Source organism: Streptomyces sp. NPDC013317 (assembly GCF_055563155.1).
In genome coordinates this window covers 217,029-238,200 of sequence record NZ_JBVHDX010000012.1, presented here as the reverse complement: position 1 = coordinate 238,200, position 21,172 = coordinate 217,029, and the positions used below count along the sequence as shown (strand labels likewise).

The following is a 21,172-nucleotide window of genomic DNA, read 5'->3' as shown; positions in this document are numbered from 1 at the left end:
CCCGCTGCGCGGGCCAGTCACCCCTGGTGCTGCGCACCGGGGGTGACGCTTCGTTCGCTGCGCTCTCGAAGCTGCGGGGCTCCGCCCCTTGTTTTTCGGGCTTTCGCTGCGCTCCTGCCCGGGGGCCGGCGGGTCCGCTGCGCTCCCCCGCCTCAACGGGCCTTCCGGCTACGCCTCCAGGTCCTTCGGGGCCCGCTGGCGCGGGCCGGGCTGGCTACAGGATAGCCCGCTGGTCTCTGGGCTGGGGTGATACCGCATCAAGTGATGCAGCATGTAACTTTGGCGGAACGGGACCACACCCCCGACCCGGAGGCCGTGGCCATCACACCCCATTGAACAAGGGATCACCCGGAATTCTGGCTCCGGGTGATCTCTTGCTTCATTGAGCGTTACTGGAGGAGGGAGAACGCTTCCATGTATTCCACTCCTCCTTCTGCGTTGATGCGATCACCCGTCACCGGGTGGGTGATGTACGCAGTTTCGGCTTCCGCCTTTCCGAGGGGGACGGGGACGCCGCTGTTGAAGCGCCAGGCAAAAGCCTTGTCGGTATCATCCTCCCGGCATGTCCGCAGGACCATTCCGGCCGAGTGGGCGCCGGTCAGGGCGGCTGCGAGAAGGTCGGTGAACTCGATCGTGTCCTCGAAGCTGGCCCGGATGAGGTCGCCTTCCATGCGGTCGACTTCGAGGACGCGGACGGTCCCCGGGCCGAAGAGGGCGGCAACGAAGAGGACGGCGCGGTGTTCGCCCAGTCCGGCGCGGTCCAGGAGTCGTTCGACGGTGTCGGCGGCTCGGATGTGGTCGGAGGGGCTGGGCAGGACGTGGTAGCCCACGGCGGTCTCTTTCTGTCGATGCGGTGTCTTGGTGCCGGGGTGGGTGCCACTCCCGCCCCGGCGGGGGTTGGAGGCGGCGGGCACCGCCTCCAACGGGTCTTTCTGGTCTAGCTCTTGGTGCGCTGAAACGGGATCGGGTTGGAGAATTCCATGAGGACTTCGATCAGTTCCAGAGCCTTGTCTTTCGTCAGGCCGAGGGTTTCTCCCTCGGAATCCGTTCCGCCGGTGAAGAGGGCGTTTCCGCAGTAGAACTGATGGGGGTTTCCGTACCGCGCGTAAATGGCGGTGGCCGGGAGATTGATTTCCGGGTTTTCGACCATCAGTCCTTCGTCGTCGATCCAGAGCGAAAGGTCGGCGGTGATGTCGGCTACGGCGTAGTGGTCGCAGTCGATGGTGGCGCGCAGGAGGTGTTGGCGGTCGTTCGGGGTGTGGGGCCAGTCGACGAGCTGGAACGTGCCTCCGGGGCGGATAAGCAGGGCGAAGGCGGGTTCGGTGCGCGTTTGGGACATGAGTCTCCTTCAGGTGGGGTCAGGTGTCTTGGTGTTGGGTCGGTGCCACCCCGCCCCAACAAGAAAACTGTATCAGTTTTATACGCGCCTTTCGGGGAGTTCTGCCCTATCCGTGCAGGTCAACCCATATGAGTGATGCTGCTGAATCGCTGGCGCGGACGGATCTCACGGGGTACGCGGGTCGGGGCGCGGCGCCGGTCGTCGCTCCCGGCGGGCGCGCAGCGACGTCGGGGCCCGGGCTCCGCGTAGCGGGGTTCGGCAAGGGAGGTGGAGCGCAGCGGACTCCCGCAGCACGCGCCAGGCGCGCAGCGCCCGCAGGGGCCGCGCAGCGAGGGAGGGAGCGCAGCGGACTCCCGTGCCCCTGCCGCGTGGCAGGCGGCGACCGGTGCCGCGCCCCGACCCGCCTACCCCGCGAGAAGAGCCTTCAGGCACGCCCACGAACTCGCAGCGCCCCAGCCGGGGCCCCGACCGCGCCCATGGGCGGATGGGGCTTCGGAACGCCGCAGCGGTGTTCGGGGACTTCCGCGCGAGGGCGCGCCGGGGGCCGGACCGCCCCCGTGGGTGCGAGGGGCCGGGGCGCTCCGTGCCTATAAGGCATGTGCGCCCGGCCCGCCGCCTCCGTCAAGCAGCGTGGAACTCGTGGGCCTGCCGCCGCGCCACTCCACACACTGCGGGTCGTCTCGGGTTCGGCGACGCCGACGCCCTCAAGGAACACGATCAGGTCGTGGTCGCTGTAGGCGGTCCCGAGGATCTCGTCCCGGCCGCCGCTGTGTACGGTGCCCCTCCGGCCGCCCAAGCTGGAGGGGCGGTGCAAGACGGTCCGCGCGCTGCTCACGCCTCCCAGCCTGCCCCGGGCCGAGGCTGGGCAAGTCAGCCCAGGGGCGTGGGCAGGGTGTTCCTGTCCGGCCCCGCTGTCGTCGGGTCAGCCGAAGTCGAGCCGGTGCTGGGCGAAGTCGGCCGGGGCCACGGAACGCCGAGGCGGCGAGCTGGTCTCGCTTCCACCCGCTGGCGGGCGTGCGGGCGGCTTCGACCTCTTCGGACGAGGGCAGGTCGGGCACGGTCAGCGGCCGCCCATGAGGAACAGGGCCGACGCCGGGTTGGCGAGGCTCTTGCCCAGCTGCTCGCTGTCGGCCGCGATGGCCCGAAGCTCTGCGGCGGTCGTGGACACCTCGTCCTTCGGGTCGCGGCCCGGCTCCACCGTGACCTTGTCGTTGGCGGCCAGCAGCTCCAGGACGTCCGCGGTCTGCTCGATCAAGACCTTGACCAGTTAGCCTGCTGATTCGCGCCGACTTCTCCCCACTCACCTCAGCACGCTGTCAGGATGTTGTTCAGGGCCTAGGGTGTGTGCCGATCCAGAGGAGCGTGATGGTCGGATCCGCAGGAGTACGTCGGGCCACTCGCTGGCAGGATTCGGTGCGGCTGCTGTTGCTGATCGACGCCGCCGCAAAGCCGGCAGCCGAAGGTGACTCGGCGCCGCCATCGACCGTCGGGGTGGTCCACACGCAGGTGCGGTTGCAGAAGCTCGACTTCTGGGTCCGCAATCCGGACTACCTGGCCTACGAGCTGATGAACGAGTACGTGGCCGCTCCGGACGTTCCTCGGCTGCTGGAGCTTGCCGCGGAGATTCTGGAGTCGGAGGAACCGGATCTTCGGCGCTTCCCGATGCTGCGATACAAGTACGGCGCCTTCGAGGAGCTTGATGACGCTCTGGCCCCGCTGGTGGAACGAGGGCTGCTGCGCAAGACGCAAGTCCTCGGGCGTGAGCGCGTGGTGGAGCACATCTACTTCCTACTGGAGCGGGGCCGGCAGGTGGCACAGTCGATGGTTACCGAGGCGCCCGCGCTGGCCTGGTACGTCGAGCGCACCCGCCTGGTCGTGGACCTGGTCGACGGTCTCGGCGGCACCCAACTGAAAGACCGGCAGTACCTGCTGCAGGACTACGCTGACACCCCCTGGCGCCAGCACATCGGCCCCATCACCGAGCAGGCCCGCGAGCGGTTGCGCGAACTTCAAGCGGCGCTTGACCCGGGAGCTACGGGAGACACTGACCAGGAGGCTTCATGACCGCGCCCGGCCCAGCCCGCTCCAACACCGCGGACCTGACCGTCGCCCCGAGCGCCAGCGAGATCCTGGGGGAGGTCGCGGAGAAGCTCGGGCTGACGCCGGAACAGGTCGAGCGAACTCTGGCCGAGGCGAACATCACCCTGAAGAGCCCGACTGCCGCCGACCGGCGGCTGCGCATCATCCGGCTACGCGCCAGCGGCACGAAGCACTCGGGCGACGACTTCACCGTGGAGCAGCCCTTCACTCCGGGCGTGTGGGCGATCGTCCACCCGGACAACAGCGCCGGGAAGACCAGCCTCCTGGAGTTCCTGGTCTTCCCATTGCGCGGCGGGCCGCGCGATCTGCCGCCCGATGTCCGCTCGTGGCTGCGTCATTTGAGTGTAGACATCGCTGTGGCCGGCCGGGCGATCCGCATCGCCTTGGACGTCGACGACCAGCCGCACTCCCAGCTGCGGGGCCGGATCCTCGCCGGGGACTCCCTCGACCATCTGCTGGCCGCGGACGACGAAGCGCTTCGTCTGCTGGCGACCGCGTCCGGCAATGACGAGGTCAGCCGGTGCATCGGCGAGTTTTTCCTGGACGCGCTGCGTATGGAGCACACCAACCTGTGGCAGGTGACCGGCGGCGCCGACGGCGAGGGGGCCCCGCAGGTCCACGGCTGGGCGTCGTACTTCGGGGCCTGCTACCTCAATCCCGGTGGGGACGAGATCCTGCTCGGCGATGTCGCCGGTGGCCTGCCCGGACGGCTCATGGAGCTGTTCGTCGACATCCCGTACAGCACCTCCCTCACCCAGCTGTCCGTCGCCGGGAAGCGGGAGAAGAAGACGATCACCCAGGGGCAGCGCCGGGCGGAAGGGGACGCAGAAGCCCGCCGGACCGAGCGTGAGGCGTGGCAGAACAAACTCGCCGACGTGACTGGGCAGATCGAGGCGTGGCGCCGGGCGGCTGCCCAAGACATCTCCCCGCTCCTGCAGACCGCCAACCAGGCTGCGACGGAGCTGCGCGGCATGCGGGCGCTGTTGGAAGAGGCCGAGCAGACGCTCACGGAGCTGTCCGCCGGCCGGATGCGCGCGGAGCAGGGGCTGATGGATGCCCGGGAGACGTGGCAGGCACGGCGGGTCCTGGGACGGCTGGACCCGGTGTGCTGTCCGCGGTGTGAGGAGCCGCTGGGCAGTGTGCGGCGCAGCGAGGAGCGCGAGCAGGCGAACTGTGCGGTGTGCACGCGGCGGCTGCCCGAGGTGGACCCGGAGACCGCTGAAGCGCTGCTGGCGGAGCTGGAGCAGACTCTGGAGGGGGCCCGGGAGGCCGAGCGGGAGGCAACCGACCGGCGGTTGAGGGCTGTGGAGGCGGTGCAGAGTGCTCTGGCCGATCATCGCGAGGCGGTGGCCGGCCTGGAGCAGGGGCTTGCCACCTCGCAGGCCCACGACCGGCTGCGTGACCTGGAGATCCGGGCGGCCGAGCTGCGCGGACGGCTCGAGGCGACCGGATCGACGCCCCCGGCTCCGCCCGTTCCAGTTTCCGTCCAGGTCTTGGCCGCCACCGAGGAAGCCGTCCGCGCGGCCGTCGACGTTGCGGCGAAGCAGCTGTTCCCGGCGATGAACGAAGCGATCGTCGAGCTCGCCACACGGTTCGGCGTGCAGAACCTCGACAGCGTCAAACTCGACCGCGCCGGCAAGGTCAACGCCGTCAAGGCCGGGGTGAAGACCCCCTTCAAGAGACTCAGCCGCGGCGACCGGCTCCGCATGCGGATCGCAACCGTCATCGCGCTGCTGCGGGTGAGCGCTGACCGCGGCGTGGCCACGCACCCCGGCCTCCTGTTGATCGACTCGGTCGCCGCCGAAGAAGTCACCGAGGTGCCCGCCCGCACCCTGATCGCCGAGCTGCAGGCCATCGCCACAGAACTTCCCGAGCTGCAGGTCGTTCTCACCACGGCGCAGCCCGAGCTCGTCGACGCCCTGCCGAAGGACCACCTCATCACCAGCGACGGTGAACACCTGTTCTAAGCTGCTCGTTCCCGAACTGGCCGGCGACAAGGAGAGGACCGTGGCCCTAAGCGTGGACCAGACGCTCCAGGCCTGGGCCAGCCACGCGACCGACGACGAGCTGGACGCCGGGCCCTCGATCGCGGACCTCGGCGGTGCCGAGGCGGTGATCGCGGAGGCCGACCAGCTCGCTGCCGGTCCACTCCTGCCCTATCTGCTCACGGCACTCGGCCGCGACCTCGATGCCGTGGACGGTGACCAGGCCCGGCAGTTGCTCGACGCCGCGGCCCAGGGGCTGCGGAACCCCCAGGCCGCCTGGGTCCTGGCGGACGCGATCGACGTGGTGTGCGCCTACCCGGCGCTCGCCACCCGCCTCGGCACCCGCACCATCCGGGACCTTGCCGCACACGTGGAGGCCGCACTCGCAGGCAACGCCGACGCCGCCCTCGCCCAGCCGGCCGTCGCCGGACTGCTGCGCCTGGCCGTCGCGCAGACGGCCACCCCGCATCGCCTCATGGCGTTGCTCGCCGAGATCACTGGGGACGAGCCGTCCGAGGCCCTGGAGCGCCTGCCGATCCTGGTCGGCGTGGCCCACGACCACTTCGGCGACGACGCCCTGCTCGATGTCCTGAGCGCACTGGAGAACCAGACCGATCTCCCTGCGGCCACTCGGGCCGACGCCACCTTCGAACTGGCCGTCGCGGACATGCGCAGCGCGCTGGAGGCATCCGACCGCTCGGCCGTCGAAGACCATCTGCGCCGGGCCCTGATGCGGTTTAAGGACATCGACCGCACCCACGAGGCCCGACTCGACGCCCGCGCCCACGCCGCCGCCGTCGACGCGGTCCTCGCCTTCGGTGAACTAGACCAGCAGCCCGCGACAGCCGCACCCGCCGAGCAGCGCCTGGCCGAGGCCGCCGCCCAACTGGATGCCACGACCACTCTGTTGACCGAGTGGACCCGCGGTATGCACCGGCTGGACTGGCTCAGCGCCCGCGGACTTGCGCAGAGCGCCTGGTCCCGGCTCGTCACCTCGCTCCAGTCCGCCCGCACCCACCTGGACCAACCCAGCTGGTACGACCCGGCTGGCACCCTCGGCGACCTGCTGGACGTCTACGTCGCCAGCCGCAGCATCCACACCGCCCGGGCCGAGGGATCCGGCGGCCTCACGGCACTGGTGAGCCCACCGGTGGAGGCCGCGTTCGTACGCAGCGACGGCCTGCTGCACCACCTCGAACAGGCCCTCACTACCGACCCGCAGTTCACCGGCTCCCCCGACGCACGGGCGCTGTACGAGGTCGTCCAGGCCCAGCGGCGGGCACCTTCGTCGACCGGGCAGGTGATGCCGGGAAAAGCCCTGGAGGGCCGCCCCACGCTCGCCGGGCTCTTCCCGGCTGACGCCTCGGGACTGCGTGACGACCTCGACCCGCAGCTCCTGGATCAGATCGAGCAGCTCTTGCAGCAGCAGTCCAAGGGCTACACCCCCACCGGCAACGCCCGCTTCGACGCCCACCTGGAATCCCTGCTCGAGGAGCTGGCCACCAGCCCCGCCTGGAAGCGCCGCAACAGCTCCTACTTCACCACCCTGCTGGAGCAGTTCCTGCGGTTCCTCTACGACCGCTTCGACGCCCAGGCCGACTACTACGGCGCCCGCACCGCCTACCTCGGCCCCTGCCCCGACAAGAAGCCCGACGGCAGCCCCGACCACTGGGACGAGAAGCACGTCCAGGACGACCTCCACCAGCACCTCGCCGGCACACTCACCCCCGGCACCGTGCAGCGCGAACTCATCGACGTCGCCAGCGGACGCACCGACGTCACCTACACCCCCGAACCCGGCAGCCGCTTCGTCGCCGAGGTCAAACGCCGCGACACCAGATGGACACGCGAACGCATCAAGAAGAGCTACCTCGCGCAGGCCGCCAACTACACCGCCACCGGCCCTCCCTTCGGCGTGCTCCTGGTCGGGGACGACAGCGGCCACACCAGCGGCTACCGGAGCGTCGAGGACAGCGTCTGGATCATCCACCACGCGCGCAGCGCCACCGAGGTACCCCGGCTCATCGTGGTCGGCATCCTGCCGATCGGGCGCCCGACCCCGTCCGCACTACGTATGCCCCGCGCCACCACCTGACCCTTCCTCGGGCCGGTCACCCTGTTGACGGCGGGTTGGAGGCTGCTGGGGGCGTCTGTGCGGTCAGTTGGTGAGGGCGTTGAGGAGCGCTGTGGGATCGGGGTGGGTGTGGCCGTCGAGGAGCGGGGTGCGGGGGGCCGGGTGCCGGCGGCTGTCCGCCGTGTGCCAACCGGTCTCCTCATCCCAGACCAGTGCGGCAACGGGGGCGCCCGCGGCAAGAAGGACGGCGGCGCGCACGGTGTCGCCGTCGTACTGGACGGCGGGCGCGGTGGCCGGGTCGGTGAGGCCGGCCGTGCGCAGGGCGTCGGCGACGGCGGCGAGGTAGGGGGCGGCGGCGCGGCCGCGCAGGATGGTGAGTGCCTGCCGGGTGGCGGTGCGCACCTGTCCGGCGGGGTAGCCGAGTTCGGCGGCGGCCTGGTCGGGGGTGAGGCCGCGGTGGGTGGTGAGGTGGTCCGCGATGCGCTCGGCGCGCACGGTGGTCAGTGCGCGTTGGGCGGTGTCACGGTGCACGCCGAGTGCGTCGGTGACGCGGGCTGCGCTGGTGGCGGGGTCGGCATCGAGGAGCTGGGCGGTGAGGTCGAGGACCTGGTCGCGCGGGACCTGGTCGCCCGCGCGCTTGGGTCGTCCACCGGCCGCGGGGCGGGAGGCCTGAGCGCGGCGGAGGGCCAGGACGGCGCCGCGCGGCCAGTGCTCGACTCCGCCGACGACGGCCAGGTGCTCGACGAGCCGCGCCCGGTAGCTGTTCCAGCTCTCGGTCCTGACTCCAGCCAGGGCGGCGCACTCGCGCCGGTCCAGAAGGTCTTCATCGTGGTCGGCGGTGGACAGGGCGGGAACCGGGTCGCCCGCGAGGTAGGCATCGACCTGGTCACCGTCGAAGAGCAGGGTCTTGGCGCCGGCGGAGCTGATCGGGGCGGGAAACCCCTCGGACTTGTAGGGCCTGAGCTCCTGATAGCGGCGCACGCTCAGTCCCCGCTGCGCGGCGAGATCGGTGAGAGTGCGGACCTTCTCGGCACGACCGGCTCGGATCACATGAACTCCCAGGAGGACAGGAAGAGGAGGCGCGTACGCGGGTCGCAGCCGGCACGCCGCCAGTCAGGAAAACTGTAGCGGTCTTCACGTCGCCCGAACGCGCTCCTGTAGTGTCTTGCCCACACTGCGCGGTCCTCTGGGACGGCGGGTGTCTTGGAGGCCGGCGCCCGTGCCACCCGCCCCGGCGGACTGAAGGCGCCGGCCGCTTTCATACCCGCCCCCAGCACAATCAGCGGCCGTACGCCCTCCGGCCCAACTCGCCCACGCCCATGGGAGCCCGGAGCCGCTGCGCTCGGCGACACAGCCGCCACACCCCCAGCACCCGACCAGCCGCCAGCGGCTGACCACGCGGCTGGACGGTGCTGCCTGCTTGGGGCGGCTCCGGCGGTCCCTGCCACGCAAGTTAGAAAACGATGCGACCACAGCAGGTGCGAGTTCTAAGGTGAGTTCATGGGATGGTCACTGAGCCTGCGTCCTCCTGCCGAACCGGAACTTCTTGACGCAATGTTTCTGTCCGCTGGCCGAGCTCTGCACCTGGCTAACGCCTTCGAGAACAAATGTACGTACGTGCTGCGTATCGCCAACCTCGCCTCAGCGTTCGAAACAGATCCCGCGCAAACTCTGGACGAGGCAATCGCTTCGGCACCAAGCGATAAAATGCTGGGGCCGACTCTCCACTCGCTGATGAATCGGTTCCGAGCACCTGTTCCCGAAGGAGCCGTCGACTCGCTCGACAGAGCCCGAGCCGCCCGGAACTTCATCGCCCATGAAGGGGCCTCTCTCGGATCGAGCTACATCTGGGTCGCGAAGGCTGACACCATCATCAGTCACGCGATCACGCTTCGAGCCGCGGTCCGTCAACTCGCCCTAGGGGACAGCATCGTCTCCCGGTGGGTGAGCGAGATCGAGGAACCGAACGTCCCCGCTCCTCGATCCTGGGATGACGAGTACCCCCAACTGGTAGACACCTGGGCATTCGGCCACTTCGATGGAATCCTGGACATATCACCCCAGTAGCAGCGGCACACTACGGGGCCGGGGTGAACTCCATGTCAGTGCCGCCCCAGCCTCCATCCATCGCCAGGCCCCAACGGCTGCGGCTCGAGCGGGCAGCCGACGAGTTCACCCGGCCGTACTCGGGGCCGGGCTGGTCTCAGGATGCCCGCAGCAACTCGCCCTGCCCTGTGATCAGAAACGTCTGGTACGCCTGCTTCAGCGAGGTGCCGTCCTCCGCGAGGACGTCCCACCAGTCGTTCGTGAGCGCATCGAGATCAGGTTGCGGAACTTCCCCAAGAGCCTCCGTCAGCTCCTCGTTCCAGATCCTGATGGTGGAGACGAATCGGTCGGCCTTGGTGCGCACCGCGCCTCCCGCAGCGTGAACGGAGTCAGGTCCCAGGAGCGCCAGGTGACTGCATGCTTCGGTCAAGGCGATGAACGTGCTTGTGTAGGACTCCACCGTCTCGTCATCGAGCTGCCGCTTGTCCTTGAGCTGGTCACGACACCGTACGCACTCTCTGTTGAAGAGGCCGTAGGCGTCCATCACCCTCAGGTACGCCGTCTGACGCTCCTGGCGCACCCAGTGATCGCGGGCGCCTTCCATCTGCAGGCGGCTCTGTGCCAGGACAGCCGCGGCGTTCGTCTCGGCACCGATCCGCGCGCCGCGCACCGCCGCCAGTCCGCCGACGAACGCGCCACCCACGGCACCTATGAGGCCGACTCCCCCGGCAATGACCGCCGCCCACCCTTGATCCACGACTGCAGCGTGGCACAGCGCCGAGCGGGGCGTGGCTTTCTTCAGGAACGCCGTCCGGATTCGTGCACGTCCGGTTCGAGCGGGCCCAGCTGTTTCATCGGCGAGGGCGCACGCGTACCGCGCCCATCGGGGATTCAGATCGGGGCGGGGGCGCGGTCTCAGTTCGGAGACGGGCCGGATGGTCATCCGCTCCAGGGGACTCGTGCGAGCACAAGTCCCCTGACGTCGACGGCTCCGTTTGCCCGGAGTCGGCGGGCGACGTGCTGTAGCTGGGATCCGCTGGCGAAGACGTCGTCGACGAGGAGGATGGTGGCTCCCTTGATGTCGCCAGTGTCTCCGGTCCAGGTCAGGGCGGCGGCGTGCGCGGCTGCTGCCGAGCGCTTCTCGTCCAGAGTCCGGTTCGCGGAGCGGGGAGTCTCGGCGTGTTTCACCAGCCGGTGAGCGCCCGGCGGGCTGAGTGGGAAGACCCGCGTCACGTCCTCCGTGTAGGCGGCGTCCATGATCGCCTCGATGTGCTGGAGAGGCTGGCGGCCCGTGTGGGTAGGGTTCCCGACAACGTGGTCGACGCCGTGCATCGCCTCGGGGTGGGTTTCCATCCAGCCGACGAGGAGACGACCGAAGATTAATGCCCAGCCCGCCTTCCCCTCGTACTTGAGCTTGTGGATCTTGTCGCGCAGGGCTCCGGAGTACATGGCCACCGCGTCCACGCGGGAGAACCCCCGCTCGGCCTCCGACAGCGCGCACACCCGGTTCCCGCACGGCCTTCCGGGCGCGACCGCCTGGGAGCAGATCGGGCAGTGGGGCTCAGCGACGGGCTGGAGGGTGCGGCCGGCGCAGTCGGAGCAGAGGGGGGCGGTGCCGGTGATGCGGTAGGCGCATACCGGGCAGTCGAGGAAGCCTGTCGGATCTGGGAGACCTGCCGTCACAGGCCGGCCAGGGCGAGCTGCTGGCGCTGCTGTCCGGCGGCCTGGATGTCCGCGGCCTGGCCGAGGCGGTCGGTGATGTCGCTGGAGGCGGTGACCAGGATCGCCTGGTCCTCCTCCAGCATCTTCTTGGCCCAGGGCTGGGTGTCGGCGAGGGAGCGGATCAGGAAGACGAGCTTGCCGTGCTCGGCGGCCAGCCGCGCCTGCATCTTGGCGCCCGACGTGCTGGATGCCTCGATGACGACGCTGCCCAGCGTGGTACCGGACGTGACGACGTTGCGGCGGGGGAAGGTGTACTTCGCCGGAGGGCTGGTGGGCCAGAACTGGCTCAGCAGCGCGCCTCCGGCGGTGAGGATCGCCTTGGCGAGAGGACGGTTCTCAGCCGGGTAGATCGGGGCGGCGATGCCGGTGCCCATGACGGCGAAGGTCCGGCCGCCGGCGGTGAGCGTGGCCTGGTGGGCGGCTGCGTCGATGCCCTTGGCGAGACCGCTGGCGATCACGACGTCGTGGTCGACGAGCTCGCGGGCCATCCGGGCCGCCCGTCGCAGGCCGTCCTCGGATGCCTGGCGGGTGCCGACGATCGCGATGGAGCGGGCATCGCGCTGGTCGAGCTCGCCGCGGTAGGAAAGGAACGGCGGCAGGTTGCCGATCATCCTGAGGTTCGCCGGGTAGTCCTTGTCCAGGACGGTCACCAGGCGCGCGCCGGTCTTGCCAGCGGCAGCGAGCTCGTCGTCGACGCGGGAGCGGGCGTCGTCCAGGCCGGCGGTCAGTGCCTGCTGCAGGAGGGGGCGGTTCTTGGTCGCGGCACGAGAGTCCTCGTGCAGTTGTCCGTCCATGAGCGCGGCTAGGCCCTCGGGGCTCTGGGCGGCGCGGGCGAGCAGGCTCCAGTCGAGCGTGGCATCGTCGACGCGCAACGCGCACAGTGTCAGCAGATCGTGCTGGTCAGCGGTGATATCGAGGTCCATCAAGGTGTCCTTCTACTCGTGGCCCCGGGATGTTCGAAGGATGAAACGAGGTTCTCGGGCCACTTCCATCATGGCGTACGAAGCCCCCACAGGGACAGGAAGGGGGCCGTCGGACCGGTTCCTCAGCCCTGCCGCCGCTCTTCCATACGGGCGAGAGCTTCGGCGAGCTGCGTCTCCCCGCCGGGCGCTGCGACCGGCTCCCAGATGATCCCTACTGCCAGACAAATGCCGCTGACCAGGCGCTCAGCCTCGCTGGTGTCGTACCACTGCTCGACCTGCCCTGGCAGGGCGATCCACCACAAGGCGGTGGTCGTCGTCTTCCCTGTGTGCACGAGGTACTCGCCGCGCCAGACGAGCGGGTACGCATGCTGCTGGAGGTGGGTGAGCATGGCCGCGAGGTGCCGCTGCCGGGCGATCTTGTAGGCGGTCAAGGGTGAGCGGGTGCCGGCAGGAACGGGGCGGGGTGCCGAATGAGCCATCCGGGCAGGGGCCGCTTCAGGGGTTTGGGGTTCGACGGCGCGCTCCTCGGCGGCGGCGAAGTGCTCCATAGCACTCGTCAGGATCACCGACGGCCCTTCCTCCGCTCCTCCAGGTCCTGTGGTCGTCTGGAAATGCGCCAGGGTGACGTCGTTGGTGGTGAAGGGATCGATCGTGACGTCGGGGCGCAGCTGGTAAACGGTGTGGCGCGAGGGGTACTTTCCGATATCAGTGCGATGACCCGTGCTGCTCCGGCCTCGCTGAGGAGAGTGCGGGCCCACTCCAGGGACTTGCCCTCGGTGGTGAAGTCGTCGAAGACGATCATGGTTTTGCCGGCGATCTTCTTCTTGTAGGCCGGGTTAACTCGTACGGTGCGAGCCTGGGCGGCGATGGAGATGTCCCGGCCCGTCGACTGGCCGACGCTCCTCTTGTACCGCTCCAGGCTGGTGTCCGGGGCCTGAGCGACGCGTTCGAGGAGGTCCTCCTTATAGGAGGAGCCGGTCATGACCTTGGCGCGTTGCAGGAAGCCAGCGAGCTGTGGGTTGCCCTTGGCCGGTGTGCTGCTGGGGTACACGCAAAAGAAGCTCTGACCAGGCAGCGCGCCATCGAGGTAAGCCGCACACAGAAGGTGCAGCATCAGGACATCGCGCGCGTCCTCGTCGCCGACCTTGACGGTGTTCTCGTAGGTGAAGATGTCCTTGATCGTGAAGGTCCGACCGCCGCCGCGGGGGAACCGCGCGTTGAAGGGCAGCATCGAGCGGATCACGAAGGCACGATCCTCGTCATCGAGACGGAACGCCCAGCGGGGCTCGTGCAGCAGGAAGTACTCCAGGAGTTCGATGACGTCGGTCGGCTCGTCGGACATCAGCGAGGTGATCTTCGCTCCCAGACGGCTGGCCCAGCGGGCGTGGATGTGGACGACGCCAGCATGGATACCTGTGTACCAGTCGAACTGCGAAGTCCCGACGAGGATGAGCTGGTTCAAGCGCAGGCAGAGTTTGTCTGCGACCGCCTGCAGCCAGGCCTTGTTTCCGCGCTTCGCCTTGTCCGGGATGTCGTCGCGGCACAGATGCAGGGCCGGTTCGGGAAGGCCGGCCGCAGCAAGGGCCGACTTGGCGTCTAGCGGGTCGTTGGTCAGCAGCACCCAAGCCACATCGCACTGATCGAGCCACCGCAGCAGTTCAGCGATCCCCTCGTGCACGCGCCCGGGCCCATCCAGGACTGCCTTGTAGTCGATCACGACCGCGCGCACCGTGCTCATTTCGTCCATCCGCCGCCCCCCACTGCTGTGCCATGATCATGAGCTGACCCTCTTGCCATGATCTCAGCCGGTCTGACCGAGCACCGGCGAATCCCACGGTTCGGGCTCCCGCAGATACCGGCCGAAGGACTCCGCGCCGACGGACTCGCCGCCACAGACTCGCGGCAGCCGCGGAAGACGAGAGCGGGTATTGCGATGACGCGCCCGTAGTCGCCCTGCTCCGGGTGGAGGGCTGAGGAACGCGCCTTGTCCGGGGCGAGGACTGCGGGTCGGGGCAGGTCAGGCTTCCGGGAGGTCGCAGGCTCGGGTCGGTCCGGCGGTGGGGTGAGGCGTTCAGCCAGGACAAGCAGCATCTGCACGACAACGGATGGGTAACTACCCGATGGTCCACGACGCGCCCTGGGGGCGGATCACGGTCGGTGTGAGAGCACCACCATGACATCACGGGCAGACGGAAACTGCGCCCGGGGTGGCCCGCGACCGCGGCGGTGGCCAGCCAGTCGACCGCGGGAGCCGGCTCACCCCGTAGCCGTGCCTTCGACCCGAGTCGGTAGAGCGCGTTCGTCTTCTCGCGGGCCTCGACGCTGTAGGGGGAAAGGCGGTCCGGGGGTCTGAAATCTCCCTCGGGCCGGTCCGAGAAGTCGGCTCCTTGGCCGTCGCCCTCGTCTGCGGGCGGTTGGCGGCCTGTTCCTCGGCGCAGGTGTTGCCGTGATCTTTCCCTTGCTGGCCGGGCCTGTTGTCGCCGGAGGGATTTAGCGAGTAGGAGGGGTCCACGACCAATCCGGTTACTTTGACGAGGAGGTCCCCATGTCGGGCACAGAGAAGAGCAAGGCCCACGCCGAGCAGGTCAAGGGCAAGGTCAAGGTCAAGGTCAAGGTCAAGGTCAAGGAGACGGTCGGTCGCGCTGTCGGCAACGAGCGCATGACCAGTGAAGGGCAGGCCGAACAGGCCAAGGGCAACGCCCGACACGCCAAGGAAGACATCAAGGACACCTTCCGGCACTAAAGCGCCCGGCTCCGCCGCATGGCCCCGACCTCTTCGTCCGGTCGGGGCTTGCGGCATGCCGGGGCGGATAGAGAGCGAGCCCGGGCCCGCCCCGGCCCCCGTTGCGACCGCGCCTGGCGCTCAGGGCTTCGGGGCACGTTGCTCGGTTCCGGGTCCTTCGTCGGCCGAGGAAGGAGCGCCTGCCGCCCGGCGGGCCTGCTGTCTGTCACGCGGCTCTGCGCCCGTTGCGGAGATCGCCCCGAATGTCGGTGGAGGTGACGGGCCGGCCTGCATCGGTGACGGGCCACCGGTGCAGGCCGGGGGTGAGCGCCCGGGGTTGCGCGGTCCGGAGCGGTTCTGGGGTGCTGGGCAGTTCGCCAACGACAAGGACACCGTCGGCCGCCGAGTCCACCGCGCCTTCCTCGCCAGCTGCCGCATCGTCGGCGAGGGCGTCACCGTCCTGTAGTCGACGCCCTGGCAGTGGCCGGGCCCAGCGCCGAGGAGTAACAGCGCCCGGCACGGGCGGGCGACGTGCTCTCGCCTGCAGGTAGTAGGACAAAGCTTGGTTCACAGCACCGCGAGGACGAAGGTCAGCAGCGCTAGTGACAGGGTGGCGCTGCCTGCGAAGGCCACGGCACCGCGCAGCAGGGCGTTGGCATAGGTGGCTCCGTCGATACGAGCGAGCAGGCCGGCTGCTGCTCCTACGAGCGCGCAGAAGAGGCCGACGACGGCCAGAAGCAGAGCCAGCAGGATCAAGTGAATGGATGAGGTGTTCATGCCTTCTTCCCAGGACAACCGTCGAAGGGGACTTCGGCGAATTTCGCGGTTCTGGTGTTCACCGGGGTTCAGGGCGAACAAAGATGAACGAAGACGGTCGCCTGGGGGACGGAGAAGCAGGACATGGGGGACGTGTATGAGGAGCCGCTGGCTGAACTCGCTCTACGGCTCCGTACCCTCAGGGCACAGCGGGGTCTGCAGATGGGTGGGTTGCAGCAGCGGACCGGGCTGGGGCGGACAACGGTCAGTCAGGCGCTGAACGGCCAAGTGGTGCCCTCCGAGGCCACGCTGATGGCCCTGGCGAAGGCGCTGGGCACGGATGTGGAGCCCTTGCTGGCCCTTCGCGAAGCCGCTGCCCGAGTACCGCAGGTGTACCAGGGCTCTCCACGGAGAGTCACCCGCAGGCCGGTGGGGCCCAGAGTGCAGCCCTCGTTCGAGGAGCGGTACCTCAGCTACGTGACGGAGCGGCATTCCCAGCTGACCGTTGTCGGGCTGGATCTGAGCCGGCCGGAACGTGCGCGCTGGCCGTTGGACGCGGCGTACTTGAGTTTGGAACTGGCAGAGCGGGCGGAAGACTGGCCTGCAGGAAGCGAGGAAGCGAACCGGCCATCCGTCGTGGTGAAGCGTGCCGAGAACGCGTTGGCCGACTGCCGACGCGTGCTTCTGCGAGGGCTCGCTGGCAGTGGAAAGACAACGCTGCTGCAGTGGCTGGCTGTCGCCACGGCGCGCGATGAGCTGCCGGAGGAACTGGCGGACTGGCGGGGGCGGATTCCGTTCATCCTGCCGCTGCGGACGCTGGTGAGGCGTGGCCCCCTTCCAGAGCCGCAGGATTTTCTCTCTGCGGTCGGCACCCCCCTGGCCGCCTCACAGCCTGAAGGCTGGGCCGATGCCGTACTCAACAGAGGGGCGGCCCTCGTCCTGGTCGACGGCATCGACGAGGTTCCTCAAGAGCGCCGGGGCGCCACGCGGGACTGGCTCGAGCGGCTCTTGGCGGCCTACAGGGACGCACGCTTCGTGGTCACCACGCGTCCGTCCGCAGTACCGGAAGGCTGGCTGACTTCCTCGCACTTCACCGAACTGTCAGTACGGCCTATGAGTGCCGCCGACATTGGAGTCTTCGTCGGCCGGTGGCATACCGCAGCCCGGCACGGTGCAGCGACCGACGCCGAACGGTCACAGCTGCGTGATCTCGAAGCAGCGCTCCAGGTAACCGTGCGTGCTCAGCGTGACCTGGCGCAGTTGTCCAGCACACCCCTGATGTGCGCGTTGATCTGCGCGCTGCACCGGGACCGCCGCGGTCATCTGCCTCACAGCCGCATGGAGCTCTACGAAGCAGCACTGTCGATGCTGCTCGTGCGCCGCGACCTCGAGCGCAGCATCGAGGTACCGGAAGGCATTCAGCTCACCGAACACCAAAGCGTCCAGCTACTGCAGCGCCTGGCCTACTGGCTCATCCGCAACCGCCAGACCGAGATGGAACGGACCACCGCGTTGGCCCTGGTCGACGACGCGCTGCCATCCATGCAGGCCGTGGCCGAGCAGGGCACTGCCAGCCAGGTCCTGACGCACCTGGTCGGCCGCAGCGGGCTCCTGCGCCAGCCCACCGCGGACACCATCGACTTTGTCCACCGCACTTTCCAGGACTACCTCGGAGCCAAAGCCGCCATCGAAGTCCACGACTTCCCCTTGCTGGTCAACAATGCCCACGACGACCAGTGGGAAGACGTCATACGCATGGCCGTCGCCCACGCCAGGCCGGTTGAAAGCGCTGATCTACTCCGCCGCCTTGTCGAACGCGGGGATGTTGAGGGCGAACACAGGGGCAGGCTCCACCTTCTGGCAACCGCCAGCCTCCAGTACACCACCGAAGTCGAACCCGATGTCCGCAGACTCGTCGAACAACGTGCCCGTGCCCTCTTGCCTCCCCGCACCCTGGAAGAAGCGGCGACACTTGCCGCGCTCGGGCCAGGCATCCTTGATCTGTTGCCGGGGCCCCAAGACCTGGAACACGACGAAGTGGGCCCCGTCATCCAAACTGCCGCCGCCATCGGTGGCGACCATGCTTACGCCTTCCTCAGTCGCTTCGCTCAGTCTCTGACTTCTGAGGCACCACCCTACGAGCTAGTTGACGCCTGGAAGAACTTCGATTCAGTTCCATACACACGCGACATCTTGCTCCCCTTCAGTTACCGCCAACGTCTGATCGTGCACACTCATGCACAGCGGAACTCCTTGCAGTTGCTGGCACCCGTCACCAGCGTCACTTTCCAAGAAGCTTTCACCGCAGAAGAAATAGTCGAACACCTCTCACCCGAGCACACCCATGAACTGAACATCTATTCCGGCCAGCTACTGACAGACTTAAAATTTGTCCACCAACTACCCGCCTTGGACGAGCTAGCTCTATCTGACTGCAATCAACTCACACATATAAACGACCTTGCAGGATTGTCACTGTCATACTTGCACCTCCTGCAGTTTCCGGACGGAGCCTCCTTCGACGCCCTCGCTTCACTGCCGGAACTCACCGCACTTGCCCTCTACACCCGCCTGCCGTGGAGCAGCCTGGAGGAGATGCCAGCACCGCTGAACTTGACCACGCTGCGCCTAGCCCGCTGGATCGATACGCCCCTACGAGGCATATCGAAGTGGCAACTCCTAAGAAGCTTGGTAATCAATTCAGGGCCCACTCCTGCAGAGTGGCGAGAAATCTCCTCACTACCACATCTGACGGAGATTTACATCTCTGAGTATGATCTCGCGCAGTCCCCACCCATGCCCAGCGTGAGACACCTGAACTTGTCACCCATCGATGCAGATGCGCAACTGCAGCTGATCCCTGATATATTTCCTAATCTACAGAGCGTGCTCGTCAACTGCCGCCTCTCACTTCCTGACATCGTGGACATCACTCCTCTTAGGCGAATCGAAGGCTTGCAGGTCTCCTTGCGCTACGCAGAAAGCGTCGTCGGGCTGGAAGAATTTGATCCTGCCAATGTTCACCTATATCCAAGACCCCGAACAGAAGGTGCTTGAACGACCGCTCGAGGGCGATGTTCTCGACGTCCCGGCCGTGGACGCGGCGGCCGAGGCTCGGAGGGCTACAGCTCGAACTCGATGTGCTCGACGTCAGTGAGATGGACCTCTTCGAGGTCCCCGGCGCGGCGTCCGCCGTCCTGGAAGTACACGTCCTTGAGCGCGTCGGCGGCGACGGCCTGAAGCACGCGTTCGCCGGCGCCCCGCTCGCGGGCGGCGAAGAGCCGGTCGGCGTACTGCGGGGGCAGGGCCACGGTCAGGTGCCGGATACGGGTCTCGTCGGTGGTGCCGATCGGGGCGGTGTAGCCGAGGCGTGCGCGGGTATCGATGACGATCCCGCCCGTGGTCGCCGCCGCCTTGCGGGCGCGGGCCCGGACCTGGGGCTGCCACCGCTGTTTCACCTCGCGTTCCATGCGCGCGGCGAGGTCCGGCCGGGGTTTCCTGATCTGGTCTTTGACGTACCGCTCCACGGTGCGCTGGGAGACACCGAGCAGGTCGGCGACGGCCCGGGTGCTGCCCTGGTGCTGCTTGACAAGGTAGCGCATCTGGGCGCCCGCGGATTTCGGTGCGGGGCGGCTGAACGCCCCTTCCAGGGCTTTGTCGAGGCTGCGGCTGATGGTCACGAGGGGTCCTAGGTCGGGGTCGAGACGTGCCGGGTACGGGACTGCGGCGCTGCTGTGCGGCGATCTGAGGGCCGGTCACCACCCGCTCCACCCAAGGGGGCTTGGGGGGGCGGATAGGACGGGAGAGGGGCCTTACAAGGGGCTTGTGTAGGATCTCGCGCTTCGCTGCATACGCCGAGGCCGTGACCTGCGGCTTCTCGCGGTGTCTCACGACGCTTCATCTGCGGCTGTCTCAGCGGCTGGTGCATTTCCTCAGGGGGCGCCAATGCCTCGCCGGGCCGGGCAGGCCGCTGACCTGCGGTGTCTCACGGCCCGCTTCATAAGAGCAGTCGATATGAAGCGGGCGGTGAGATTATGAAGCTGGATTTGAGACGCTACAGCTTGTGGGGTCAGGTCTGTCCCATGTCGACGAACCTGGAGTAGTGGAGTTGTGCGGCGGCGGTGAGGGTGGCGCGGGGTCCGAACCTGTTTTTCTCGATCACGATGTCGACCTCGCCGGCGCGTGGGGATTCGGGTTCGTTCATGTCGGGGCGTTCGACCTTGAGCACCACAGAGGCGTCGTTCTTGATGGCCCGTGACTCGCGCATGAGCCCTTCGTCGTTGAGCTGGGAGAGGGCGATCACGTGGCAGTCGAGCTGCACGGAGAGGTTCTTGAGGCCGCGTGAGACGGCGGCCACGGCCTGTTCGCGGCTGGTGTTGCGGGTCTGCTCGACCTCGACGAGCTGGAGGTAGTCGACCACCAGGACGTCCAGGCCGTCGTCACGGACGCAGGCGCGGGCGGCGGACTCGATGTCCCGCAGGGCCGCGCCGTCGGGCCGGTACACCCGCAGCGGCAGCGTCCTAAAGAGCTCCCGCCCCAGGCGCTCCACCTCGGCCCATCCCTCGGCGGTCAGGCCTCCTTGCCGGGTGAGGTGGTGCAGCGGGATCAGGCCTTCGGCGGCGGCGATCTTCTGCATCAGCTCGGTGCTGCTCATCTCCAGCGAGGAGAACATCACCTGCGCCCCGGACTTCGCGGCCGCCACGGCGGCGTTCAGGGCGAAGGTCGACTTGCCCACGCCGGACTGCGCGGCAACGACGGTGACGTTCCCCGGGCGCATCCCGGACGTCACGGTGTCCAGGTCGGGCAGCCCGTAGGTCAGGCCGATCTTCCGCCCGTTCTGGATCTCCTCCAGCTCGGAGACGAAGCCGAGGTAGAGATCGCCCACGGAGGGCGGTGCGGCGTTCAGGCCGGGCATGCCCGTCGCGATCGCCGTGAGTTCCTGCTCGACCAGGCCGCGGACGTCCGTGCCGTCGCCTTCCTCGCTGTAGGCGTACTGAAGGACTTTCTGTGCCGACTCAATCGCCGCCCGGCGGTAGGCCTTGGCCCGCACGATCTCCGCGTACCGCGAACCGTTCGCGGTGGTGGGCACCGCCTGGACGCAGGTGTGCAGGTAGGCCGCGCCGCCCGCTCTGGACAGCTCGCCGCGCCGGGTCAGTTCCTCGGCGACGGTGACCGGGTCGACTGGCTCCCCGGCCTGGTGCAGGTCGCAGACGGCCCGGTGGATCAGCGCGTGGGCGGGCCGGTAGTAGTCCCGCGCCGTGATGCCCGTCTCCAGGGTCTCGGCGAAGTACCGCCCGGCGGCGCCGGTGCTGCTCATCAGGGTGCCGAGCACCGCCTGTTCGGCCTCAAGGTTCTGCGGGGGCCGGCGCAGGACGTCGCCGGGCCGCGTGCCGGTGTTCTCGTCGTCGAAATCGTCCGGACCGGCGGAGGGCCGCTGGCCGGGTAGGTCGCGTGTGCGGGACACTGGAGGTCTCCTGTTCGGGTCCACGGGCAGGGGGCCACAGG

At 68.3% G+C, this 21,172-nt stretch carries 19 protein-coding genes; 7 read left to right on the top strand and 12 right to left on the bottom strand.

The window, feature by feature from the left end; genetic code table 11:
- Positions 1–389: 389 nt before the first annotated feature.
- From ACZ3IJ_RS28380 to ACZ3IJ_RS28370, 3 genes are all read right to left on the bottom strand, one after another.
- Positions 390–923, bottom strand: coding sequence for a hypothetical protein (locus ACZ3IJ_RS28380; RefSeq protein ID WP_467472637.1), 534 nt, complete (start codon positions 921–923; stop codon positions 390–392).
- Positions 924–937: 14 nt separating this feature from the next.
- Positions 938–1,339: a DUF3846 domain-containing protein gene (locus ACZ3IJ_RS28375; protein WP_467472635.1), complete on the bottom strand. Its 402-nt coding sequence runs from the start codon at positions 1,337–1,339 to the stop codon at positions 938–940.
- Between the two features lie 1,060 nt (positions 1,340–2,399).
- A complete protein-coding gene (locus ACZ3IJ_RS28370; protein ID WP_467472634.1) occupies positions 2,400–2,594 on the bottom strand; it encodes a hypothetical protein in 195 nt (64 codons plus the stop codon).
- Positions 2,595–2,752: 158 nt separating this feature from the next.
- Here ACZ3IJ_RS28370 and ACZ3IJ_RS28365 point away from each other — a divergent pair, with 158 nt between their 5' ends.
- The 3 genes from ACZ3IJ_RS28365 to ACZ3IJ_RS28355 are packed head-to-tail and all read left to right on the top strand — an operon-like array spanning position 2,753 to position 7,519.
- Positions 2,753–3,403 carry a hypothetical protein gene (locus ACZ3IJ_RS28365; protein ID WP_467472632.1) on the top strand — a complete coding sequence of 217 codons (651 nt, stop codon included), beginning with the start codon at positions 2,753–2,755 and terminating at the stop codon, positions 3,401–3,403.
- The gene (locus ACZ3IJ_RS28360; RefSeq protein WP_467472631.1) at positions 3,400–5,406 is read left to right on the top strand and encodes a hypothetical protein; all 2,007 of its coding nucleotides are present in this window, start codon (positions 3,400–3,402) and stop codon (positions 5,404–5,406) included. Before ACZ3IJ_RS28365 ends, ACZ3IJ_RS28360 begins: the two co-directional genes overlap by 4 nt.
- Positions 5,390–7,519, top strand: coding sequence for a hypothetical protein (locus ACZ3IJ_RS28355; protein WP_467472629.1), 2,130 nt, complete (start codon positions 5,390–5,392; stop codon positions 7,517–7,519). The genes ACZ3IJ_RS28360 and ACZ3IJ_RS28355 overlap by 17 nt, the downstream gene beginning before the upstream one ends.
- 63 nt (positions 7,520–7,582) lie before the next feature.
- Here the strand turns inward: ACZ3IJ_RS28355 and ACZ3IJ_RS28350 are convergent, their stop codons facing one another.
- Entirely contained in the window at positions 7,583–8,548 is a 966-nt protein-coding gene (locus tag ACZ3IJ_RS28350) for a DUF6292 family protein (protein WP_467472627.1), read from the bottom strand.
- Positions 8,549–8,998: 450 nt separating this feature from the next.
- On the opposite strand from ACZ3IJ_RS28350, the gene ACZ3IJ_RS28345 reads away from it, so the two are divergent.
- Positions 8,999–9,565: a hypothetical protein gene (locus tag ACZ3IJ_RS28345; protein ID WP_467472625.1), complete on the top strand. Its 567-nt coding sequence runs from the start codon at positions 8,999–9,001 to the stop codon at positions 9,563–9,565.
- 136 nt (positions 9,566–9,701) lie between these two features.
- Here the strand turns inward: ACZ3IJ_RS28345 and ACZ3IJ_RS28340 are convergent, their stop codons facing one another.
- The 5 genes from ACZ3IJ_RS28340 to ACZ3IJ_RS28320 form a co-directional block, all read right to left on the bottom strand.
- Positions 9,702–10,301 (bottom strand): hypothetical protein, encoded by a 600-nt coding sequence (locus tag ACZ3IJ_RS28340; protein ID WP_467472623.1) that lies wholly within the window; start codon positions 10,299–10,301, stop codon positions 9,702–9,704.
- A 182-nt stretch (positions 10,302–10,483) separates the two neighbouring features.
- Complete coding sequence (locus ACZ3IJ_RS28335) at positions 10,484–11,008, bottom strand: ComF family protein (protein ID WP_467472622.1); 525 nt, start codon at positions 11,006–11,008, stop codon at positions 10,484–10,486.
- A 215-nt stretch (positions 11,009–11,223) separates the two neighbouring features.
- On the bottom strand, positions 11,224–12,189 hold the full coding sequence (locus tag ACZ3IJ_RS28330; RefSeq protein WP_467472620.1) for a DNA-processing protein DprA: 966 nt from the start codon (positions 12,187–12,189) through the stop codon (positions 11,224–11,226).
- Positions 12,190–12,311: 122 nt separating this feature from the next.
- Positions 12,312–12,620, bottom strand: coding sequence for a hypothetical protein (locus ACZ3IJ_RS28325; protein WP_467472618.1), 309 nt, complete (start codon positions 12,618–12,620; stop codon positions 12,312–12,314).
- Positions 12,621–12,751: 131 nt separating this feature from the next.
- Positions 12,752–13,936, bottom strand: a complete 1,185-nt coding sequence (locus tag ACZ3IJ_RS28320; protein ID WP_467472616.1) for a hypothetical protein — start codon at positions 13,934–13,936, stop codon at positions 12,752–12,754.
- A gap of 798 nt (positions 13,937–14,734) precedes the next feature.
- On the opposite strand from ACZ3IJ_RS28320, the gene ACZ3IJ_RS28315 reads away from it, so the two are divergent.
- Complete coding sequence (locus ACZ3IJ_RS28315; protein WP_467472614.1) at positions 14,735–14,932, top strand: CsbD family protein; 198 nt, start codon at positions 14,735–14,737, stop codon at positions 14,930–14,932.
- Between the two features lie 316 nt (positions 14,933–15,248).
- The gene (locus tag ACZ3IJ_RS28310) at positions 15,249–15,377 is read left to right on the top strand and encodes a hypothetical protein (RefSeq protein ID WP_467472613.1); all 129 of its coding nucleotides are present in this window, start codon (positions 15,249–15,251) and stop codon (positions 15,375–15,377) included.
- 101 nt (positions 15,378–15,478) lie between these two features.
- Here the strand turns inward: ACZ3IJ_RS28310 and ACZ3IJ_RS28305 are convergent, their stop codons facing one another.
- Positions 15,479–15,688 carry a hypothetical protein gene (locus tag ACZ3IJ_RS28305; RefSeq protein WP_467472611.1) on the bottom strand — a complete coding sequence of 70 codons (210 nt, stop codon included), beginning with the start codon at positions 15,686–15,688 and terminating at the stop codon, positions 15,479–15,481.
- 123 nt (positions 15,689–15,811) lie between these two features.
- Here ACZ3IJ_RS28305 and ACZ3IJ_RS28300 point away from each other — a divergent pair, with 123 nt between their 5' ends.
- Entirely contained in the window at positions 15,812–18,724 is a 2,913-nt protein-coding gene (locus ACZ3IJ_RS28300) for an NACHT domain-containing protein (protein ID WP_467472610.1), read from the top strand.
- 65 nt (positions 18,725–18,789) lie between these two features.
- Here the strand turns inward: ACZ3IJ_RS28300 and tpg are convergent, their stop codons facing one another.
- Together tpg and ACZ3IJ_RS28290 are read right to left on the bottom strand one after the other, a co-directional pair.
- Entirely contained in the window at positions 18,790–19,347 is a 558-nt protein-coding gene (gene tpg, locus ACZ3IJ_RS28295; RefSeq protein ID WP_467472608.1) for a telomere-protecting terminal protein Tpg, read from the bottom strand.
- 389 nt (positions 19,348–19,736) lie between these two features.
- Entirely contained in the window at positions 19,737–21,131 is a 1,395-nt protein-coding gene (locus tag ACZ3IJ_RS28290) for a replicative DNA helicase (protein ID WP_467472606.1), read from the bottom strand.
- Positions 21,132–21,172 lie beyond the last annotated feature (41 nt).

Coding starts and splice junctions, on each gene's coding strand:
- ACZ3IJ_RS28375 (WP_467472635.1), bottom strand. CDS start 1,339: ATGTCCCAAACGCGCACCGAACCCGCCTTCGCCCTGCTTATCCGCCCC.
- ACZ3IJ_RS28360 (WP_467472631.1), top strand. CDS start 3,400: ATGACCGCGCCCGGCCCAGCCCGCTCCAACACCGCGGACCTGACCGTC.
- ACZ3IJ_RS28345 (WP_467472625.1), top strand. CDS start 8,999: ATGGGATGGTCACTGAGCCTGCGTCCTCCTGCCGAACCGGAACTTCTT.
- ACZ3IJ_RS28330 (WP_467472620.1), bottom strand. CDS start 12,189: ATGGACCTCGATATCACCGCTGACCAGCACGATCTGCTGACACTGTGC.
- ACZ3IJ_RS28320 (WP_467472616.1), bottom strand. CDS start 13,936: ATGGACGAAATGAGCACGGTGCGCGCGGTCGTGATCGACTACAAGGCA.
- ACZ3IJ_RS28315 (WP_467472614.1), top strand. CDS start 14,735: ATGTCGGGCACAGAGAAGAGCAAGGCCCACGCCGAGCAGGTCAAGGGC.
- ACZ3IJ_RS28305 (WP_467472611.1), bottom strand. CDS start 15,688: ATGAACACCTCATCCATTCACTTGATCCTGCTGGCTCTGCTTCTGGCC.
- ACZ3IJ_RS28300 (WP_467472610.1), top strand. CDS start 15,812: ATGGGGGACGTGTATGAGGAGCCGCTGGCTGAACTCGCTCTACGGCTC.